This is a genomic window from Cyanobium sp. BA20m-14 (assembly GCF_024346295.1).
In genome coordinates, this window is sequence record NZ_JAGQCR010000195.1 from 1 (window position 1) to 6,016 (window position 6,016).

Sequence of the window (6,016 nt, forward strand, 5' to 3'; positions counted from 1 at the left end):
GGCTGCTCCTTGCTCTGGGGCCGCCAGCTGATCGAGCAGGCACGGCTCGCCAGCGGCGTGGCCATCAAGGCTTATGTGACCCAGGGGGCACTGACCCTGCTCATGAAGGCGCCGTGGAATGCGCACCAGCCGCACCCGATCGCGCAGGTGATGCTGCAGGGCACCTGAGATGCAGCGGCGCAGATAGGGCTCTGCCGGCTCGCCTGCCTTGCAGCGCAGGACAGAGCGGAGCAGGGCTTCTCTAGCTACCTGAATCAGATCCTCCCGCTCAACCAAAGGGAAGAAGCGGCGGGCTACAGCTGAGGCAACGGCATCTGCCAGGGAGAGGTGCTCCAGCACCAGGGCATCGCGGGCACGGAGGGCAGAGCGGGAAAGCGGGGCAGCCATCTGGGGACGGCAGAGAACCCCACCCCCAACGGCCAGCCGCAGGGATGTGACAAGGACGCCCCAACGGGGCGCATGGCTAGATCCTTGACGCAGCGCGAGGACTGGACGAGGGATTTAGGTGGGTGTTTGACGGCCCGGTGGCGACTTGCCCCAATGCCACCGCTACGGTCAAAGGGTCCCAGCCCTCCGGTGCTGCCGGCATTGCCTGTGGTGAATGACCTGCTGACCCTGCCCCTGGCGCAACGGCTGGAGCTGGTCCAGACCCTGTGGGACTCGATCGCGGCCGAGCAGAACGGCCCTGATCTCACTGATGCCGATCGACAGCTGATCGATCAGCGGTTGGAGAGCTTCCTGGCTGACGGCTACCCCGGTGTTGATGCCGATGCGGCGCTCGATTCCATCGAGCAGTCGCTCTGAACAAGGTGCTGCGACTCCGTCCAGCAGCCCGAGATGATCTCGACGCTGCGGCCCGCTGGTACGAAGCCCAGGAGCCTGGCCTGGGCCGTCAGTTCCTAGCCGAGGTGCGGCTGGTCTTCCAGCGCATCCGCTCCAACCCGGCGGCGTATCCCGCCAGCTAACGCGGCACGCGCCGTGCCCTGATTCGCCGCTTCCCCTACGGCGTCGTCTACCTGCCCGTTCCCGAGCAGGACTGCGTCGTCGTGCTGGCTGTGCTGCATTGCGGCCGCGACTCCAGGGTCTGGCGGCAGCGCTCCAGGTCCTGACTGCGTGGATGTCGGCTGAAAAGGGGGCCAGAGCCCCCAGCCCTCAGAAGGGCAGCAGATCCTCCAGCTCGGGATCCAACGGCGGCTCGGGCTGCTCGGCCTGGCGCTCGATCAGCAGCTCAACTCCTTTGGCAGAGAAGTGCATCCGGCGGGCGGGATACCGGTGAACGGAGGCAGGAACAGAAGCGAGAAGCGTGGCCATGGCAGAGCCAGCTCAGGACCTGGCCTCCCAGCGGGGCATTGACTCAGAGGCTGGAGCGCTTCCTGACAGGCGGCGACTCCGTCTTGGATGCCCATGCGGTGCTTGATCAAAGTGCTTGAGCAAAGTGCGTGAGCTGATCTATGGCTCGACGCCGAGCACCAGCTGCTGATCCGGTGGTCGGGTGACGGTGATCTGCACAACTCTCACCAGCCTGGGCTGTTCATCGGCCGCTGCCTCGTAGCTGCCCTTCACCCGAACTGCGGCGTTGAGCATGCCGATGATTTGGCCGTCATAGGCGGGCTCGTAGATGCAGCGCATACCGACGCTTGCGCCGCGCCCTCTGATTTCAAAACGGCGGGCATCGAGGTCAACCTCCCGCACCACGCCTTCGAACTCACCGTTCGCCTTCATACGGCGGTTGCTGGGCGCGTTCAGGCTGCGTAGCAGGATCTGGCGGCTCTGCTTGGTGAGTGCCTGGGCGGGTCCTAGCTCTTCACTGGGCTGCGGGCCGCTGAGGAACAGTTCGCTGATCGCCTTGTTCTGGGCTGAGGGTGCCAGGCGCTTGGCCGCCACCATCAACGTGTCGCGTACGGCTGGATCGGGGAATTGCTCGTAGATGGCCTCGCTGATCTGGCCGTTCTGGATAAGGCGTGGAATCGCCGGCAGGCTCTGCACCGCTGTCTGCACGGCCCGATAGAGGTCATCGCTAACTCCGGGCAGCACCGCCTGACCGTCAGCACCCGCATCTCCGGGCCTTGGCACGCGCATGCCCACCACCAGGCTGCCGTAGGTCACCCCAGCTAGTTGGGGGTCGAGATCGGCGGGCCAGCGCACCTTCTTCTCCTCCATCCCGGCGATCGCCTTGGCCACCAACTGGATTTCCTTGCGCAGCCGGCCAAAGACATCCGTCACCAAAGACACCGGAGGCTCGCGGTGCGCGACCCCCGGGCCGCGGTAACGGGCGATCAGATCGGCGTTGTCGGCGAGCAGGGCATAGGAGAAGTTGTTGCGGTAGTAACGGGTTAGCTCGGCGTAGAGAGGTTCGGTGAACTCCTGCGGATCCTTCCCGGAGCGGCGGGCAAGCTCCTGGGCTCCCAGGATTTCCTGATGGATCAGCCGCGCTTTCGCTTCCATCGCATCGAGCCAGCTGCTCATCAGTTCAACCTCACCACACCTTTGATGTGCTTGGCATCGAGGCCTTTCTCCAGCAGTTCCACGATGTCGATCACCTGGACCCTGCTCAATGCATCCATGCCGTAGAGCGCGGAATGGACGTACAGGCGGATCTGGTAGCGAGAGTGAAGCGTCTTGTGTGAGGTATAGAGATCAGCCCCATCCCAAAAGCTCTCTGCTGCGATCTCATCGAGAAGCAACACCGCCACGATCTCGGCTGGGCTTTCGTGCCGTGTAACGAAGGTGCCATCAAGCACCAGCGGTGGCAGTTGACCGGCGGCTTGCATCAGCTCATTCTCCACAAACTTTCTGAGCTGGGCGAGTAGCTGTCTACGGCAAGCGTTCCAGCCGAACAGCTCCTCCAGCTCTTCCAACGTGCAGCGATGGATGCCGGCCTCCAAATAGCCATGGGGATCAAAGCGTGGGGGCGCCATTCTTCAGGTGTCCTCAGTATTCCCATGGCTGAGCGACCTTGCGGTGTGGCTGGGCATGGCGCCGAGTTGCTGCGCGGTTTATACCCAGACCAGCAGTAATTGGGTATCTCCTGGTGTGCCTTTGCAAGCGCTCCACGGCCTGCCGCGCAGCTGGACCTTGGGCTCATGACACAGGCTGTCTCTGCTGCACCAGGTAGGCCTCGATCCAGTCGTGATGACGCTTCTGGCAGATCCGATCGGCGATGGAGGTGGCCTCCTGGGGCACCTGGAACCGCTTGCGGAACGCCTTGGTGAAGTCTTCCAGCACCGGCCGAGGGAGCCCCCGCAGGGTGACGAGGATCTTGCCGGTGGTGGCCGGGTCGAGGGGCATCAGGCTTGAGTCGTCGCCAGCTTCCCTCCCAGAGCAAGGAGCGGTGGGTGATGGCCTGCGCTGGATTGACCGCGTGCCGTTGCTGGCACTGGTGGGCGCTTGAGAGCTGTCCCCTTCTGAGTGGGTGACCTGTCGCTGCTGCTTGTCGTAGAGGGCCAAGCCAAACGGGTTTCCAAAGGTCATCAGCGCCCTCTTCATGGCATCGGTTTCGGCCTCCTTGAGAGCGGATTCATGGGCCTGGCCAAGGTCGGCATCGATGCCATGGCCGGCTCCGCTGCCTTCTCGGATCACTTGAGAGCCTGCCCCTTCTCCAACGGTGATGCGCACCCGGGCGGTGTAGGTGACGCCCCAGCCGGGTTTCTGGTCGCGGCCGATGGTGCGTTCGCTCTGGTTGACGCAGCGGAGGGCGACGGTTTGCCGCTGCCAGCCATCAAAGCCAAAGATGCGGTTGGCCTCGGCGATGGCCTGCCAACCCTCCAGGTAGGTCAGGGAGCGGCCTGCTTGGCTACGGGTCTGAACCTTGGCGCGATCAAGGGGAGCAGAGAGAGCAGCGATCTGCTCGGCGGAGAACACGGTTGTGGTCATGGCGGTGAATTGGCTTGAGTTGATTGCGGATCAAGTGATCTGGGCCCGCTCCTGCATCAGGCCCATGTCGATAAGGGCCCGCGGCTGTTAGTGGATGCGCCAGCTGCGGCGGGTGAGCAGCTGGGCTCCTGTGATCTGGCGGCCGGCTTTGAGGGCCTCTTTGATGGCGGCCTTATCGGGCTGACTGGTGGTTTTGATGGCGAGCCACTCGGCATCGAGGGCGTCTTCGTCGTCGATCACGACGACCTGGGACTTGCGGCTGCTGAGCTCGTGATTCGGGAAGGAGAAGCGGCTGGCCGAGGGCTGCAGCTGGGTGAGCACAAAGATCAGCGACTCCTCCAGGGCATCTGCCCTACCGGCATCGCTGCGGGCCAGATCGGCGAGCCGCTTGGCCTGCTGCTGCCGGTAGGCCGCCTGAGCGCGCAGATGCTCGATCACCCAGCAGGTGGCATCGGCCTTGGCTGCCAAGGCGGCTTTGTTGCCCTCTTCTGCCAGAAGAGCGGCCTCCAGCTCGGCGAGGGCTGAGGCGCGCTGTTCGGGATCATCCGTTTCCAGCTGCTCGGCCAGCTGGGAGACAGCGGTGGTGAGCTCCTGGGCCTCGATGCCCAGCTGCCAGAGGGAACCGGATCGCTGGAGGGAGCAGGCGGGGCCTGCCACTGGAGGAGCCGACTCGACGACAGGAACAGCGGTGGGAATAGGGGTGATTACAGGCACGACGGTGAGCAGGCGATGGGGATGGGAATGGAAAGAACGGAACGGAGCGCCAAGCGCTCCAAAGGTTTTTGGTGCTGGGGGATTACGAGCAGCCGATGCCAGCCGGAACAGCGCAGAGCCCGGCAACTGCACTGACTTCGACCACCGAGATCGGCACCGGGGAATGGGAGGCCATGCGACGGGCTTCTCTCACCAGCGAGGCGGTCCCTGGGCCACCGGGAAAGGCCACCACCAACACCGAGGCGAGCGAGCCCGGGGAGGTGTGGGCCATGGCTTTGGCAATGGCCTGCTGCAGCAGCTCGCGATTACGGATCGGCCCGGCGGCCCGGCCATGGAGCTGCCACTGGGCCGGCATCACCAGGGCTGACCAACCCAGCTGCTGGGCAGCACGACCAATAGCGGCATCAGCGCCGCGGGCCCCGCCATGGAGAACCAGATGCACCAGCCGGCCACCGCTGCGGCCGAGCAGCTCAGCGGCGATGCGCTGCTGGGGCCAGGCCAGATCACGGCCGCCTCCAGCCGCGATCACAAGCGAATGGGATGGGGCTATTGCAGGACTAGATGAGAGATAAAGATCCATGATTCAGCTGCCAGAGGTGACAACTAATCGGGGCAACACACCGCAAATAAAAGAGCGGCAGTGCTGGCGAGATCAGGGAATTGAATTACCGCAGGCGATGGGCTTGGGGCCTTTGGCGCATCTCTTATTCTAGCAGTACAAGTGCACTTATGAGTCGGCAGAGCCGCTGCGAGACAATGGATCTACGCAAAGCCTGGCCATGCTCACAGGGATCTGCAACTGATAAGCAGACCCGCCAGATTTAGCCCGGAACGCCCAGCTGGCCGCGCCGCCGCGCGAGGAAACTTGGGGCCTTCTCCTTCCCCATCAACGCGGGCGAAGGCCCGACCACCGCAGCCGCGGGAGAGTGGCCCTGCCCGCCCCCCCACACCTGCCCCGGAGCGGAGGGCGGCGGCGGCTGGCCGATGCACGCCACGGCGCAGCCGTGGCACGCTGAAGGACGGCCGCTGACGACCGGAGCCCTGCGGGTTCCGACAGAGCCCCGCGGCATGGCCGCTACCAAGGCAGAGCCCGTGGAGCAGAACAATCAGAGCCGATCGGTGCCCCTGACACCCAGCGTGGATGTGGGCTTCTGCTCGAACCTTTATTTGGTCCGCGCCCAATTAAAGGGAGCTCCCTTTCCCTTGAATAAGAGGCCCTGGCCACGAAGCCCTCATCGCTCAGCCCGCGGCATCGGAACTGCATGAGCCCAACCCTCGAATACCGACAATCGAGCAGCTGCCTACGAAGCAGCTGCTCGATCCCAGGACTTTCTTGAGAAGCTCCAAAGGGCGCGAAACCCCCAAACCTGCTCACACCCAAGGCACTAGAGCCACAGATAGCAGCCATCGCAGTGATTTTCGGGTATCA

General features: G+C 64.1%; 9 protein-coding genes. 2 read left to right on the top strand and 7 right to left on the bottom strand.

Annotated elements, in window-relative coordinates; all coding sequences use genetic code 11:
- On the bottom strand, nt 1-387 hold a 387-nt coding region (locus tag KBZ07_RS14940), incomplete at its 3' end, for a sigma factor (RefSeq protein WP_315860179.1).
- A 189-nt stretch (nt 388-576) separates the two neighbouring features.
- Here KBZ07_RS14940 and KBZ07_RS14945 point away from each other — a divergent pair.
- Both KBZ07_RS14945 and KBZ07_RS14950 read left to right on the top strand, forming a co-directional pair.
- Nucleotides 577-804, top strand: a complete 228-nt coding sequence (locus tag KBZ07_RS14945; RefSeq protein ID WP_181187874.1) for an addiction module protein — start codon at nt 577-579, stop codon at nt 802-804.
- Nucleotides 805-809: 5 nt separating this feature from the next.
- Nucleotides 810-965, top strand: coding sequence for a type II toxin-antitoxin system RelE/ParE family toxin (locus KBZ07_RS14950; protein ID WP_254932355.1), 156 nt, complete (start codon nt 810-812; stop codon nt 963-965).
- A 187-nt stretch (nt 966-1,152) separates the two neighbouring features.
- Here the strand turns inward: KBZ07_RS14950 and KBZ07_RS14955 are convergent, their stop codons facing one another.
- The 6 genes from KBZ07_RS14955 to KBZ07_RS14980 all read right to left on the bottom strand — a co-directional run bounded on the left by KBZ07_RS14955 (nt 1,153) and on the right by KBZ07_RS14980 (nt 5,116).
- On the bottom strand, nt 1,153-1,311 hold the full coding sequence (locus tag KBZ07_RS14955) for a hypothetical protein (protein WP_254932356.1): 159 nt from the start codon (nt 1,309-1,311) through the stop codon (nt 1,153-1,155).
- A gap of 138 nt (nt 1,312-1,449) precedes the next feature.
- The gene (locus KBZ07_RS14960; RefSeq protein ID WP_254932357.1) at nt 1,450-2,466 is read right to left on the bottom strand and encodes a hypothetical protein; all 1,017 of its coding nucleotides are present in this window, start codon (nt 2,464-2,466) and stop codon (nt 1,450-1,452) included.
- Nucleotides 2,466-2,918 (bottom strand): DUF6932 family protein, encoded by a 453-nt coding sequence (locus KBZ07_RS14965; RefSeq protein ID WP_254932358.1) that lies wholly within the window; start codon nt 2,916-2,918, stop codon nt 2,466-2,468. Before KBZ07_RS14965 ends, KBZ07_RS14960 begins: the two co-directional genes overlap by 1 nt.
- 163 nt (nt 2,919-3,081) lie before the next feature.
- Complete coding sequence (locus tag KBZ07_RS14970; protein ID WP_254932359.1) at nt 3,082-3,873, bottom strand: RAD52 family DNA repair protein; 792 nt, start codon at nt 3,871-3,873, stop codon at nt 3,082-3,084.
- A gap of 87 nt (nt 3,874-3,960) precedes the next feature.
- Nucleotides 3,961-4,530: a siphovirus Gp157 family protein gene (locus tag KBZ07_RS14975; protein WP_254932360.1), complete on the bottom strand. Its 570-nt coding sequence runs from the start codon at nt 4,528-4,530 to the stop codon at nt 3,961-3,963.
- A 139-nt stretch (nt 4,531-4,669) separates the two neighbouring features.
- Nucleotides 4,670-5,116 carry a DUF2493 domain-containing protein gene (locus tag KBZ07_RS14980; RefSeq protein ID WP_254932361.1) on the bottom strand — a complete coding sequence of 149 codons (447 nt, stop codon included), beginning with the start codon at nt 5,114-5,116 and terminating at the stop codon, nt 4,670-4,672.
- Nucleotides 5,117-6,016: the final 900 nt, after the last annotated feature.

What these genes read in the sequence shown, in the direction of transcription:
- KBZ07_RS14955 (WP_254932356.1), bottom strand. Translation starts at nt 1,311, where the DNA reads ATGGCCACGCTTCTCGCTTCTGTTCCTGCCTCCGTTCACCGGTATCCC.
- KBZ07_RS14960 (WP_254932357.1), bottom strand. Translation starts at nt 2,466, where the DNA reads ATGAGCAGCTGGCTCGATGCGATGGAAGCGAAAGCGCGGCTGATCCAT.
- KBZ07_RS14965 (WP_254932358.1), bottom strand. Translation starts at nt 2,918, where the DNA reads ATGGCGCCCCCACGCTTTGATCCCCATGGCTATTTGGAGGCCGGCATC.
- KBZ07_RS14970 (WP_254932359.1), bottom strand. Translation starts at nt 3,873, where the DNA reads ATGACCACAACCGTGTTCTCCGCCGAGCAGATCGCTGCTCTCTCTGCT.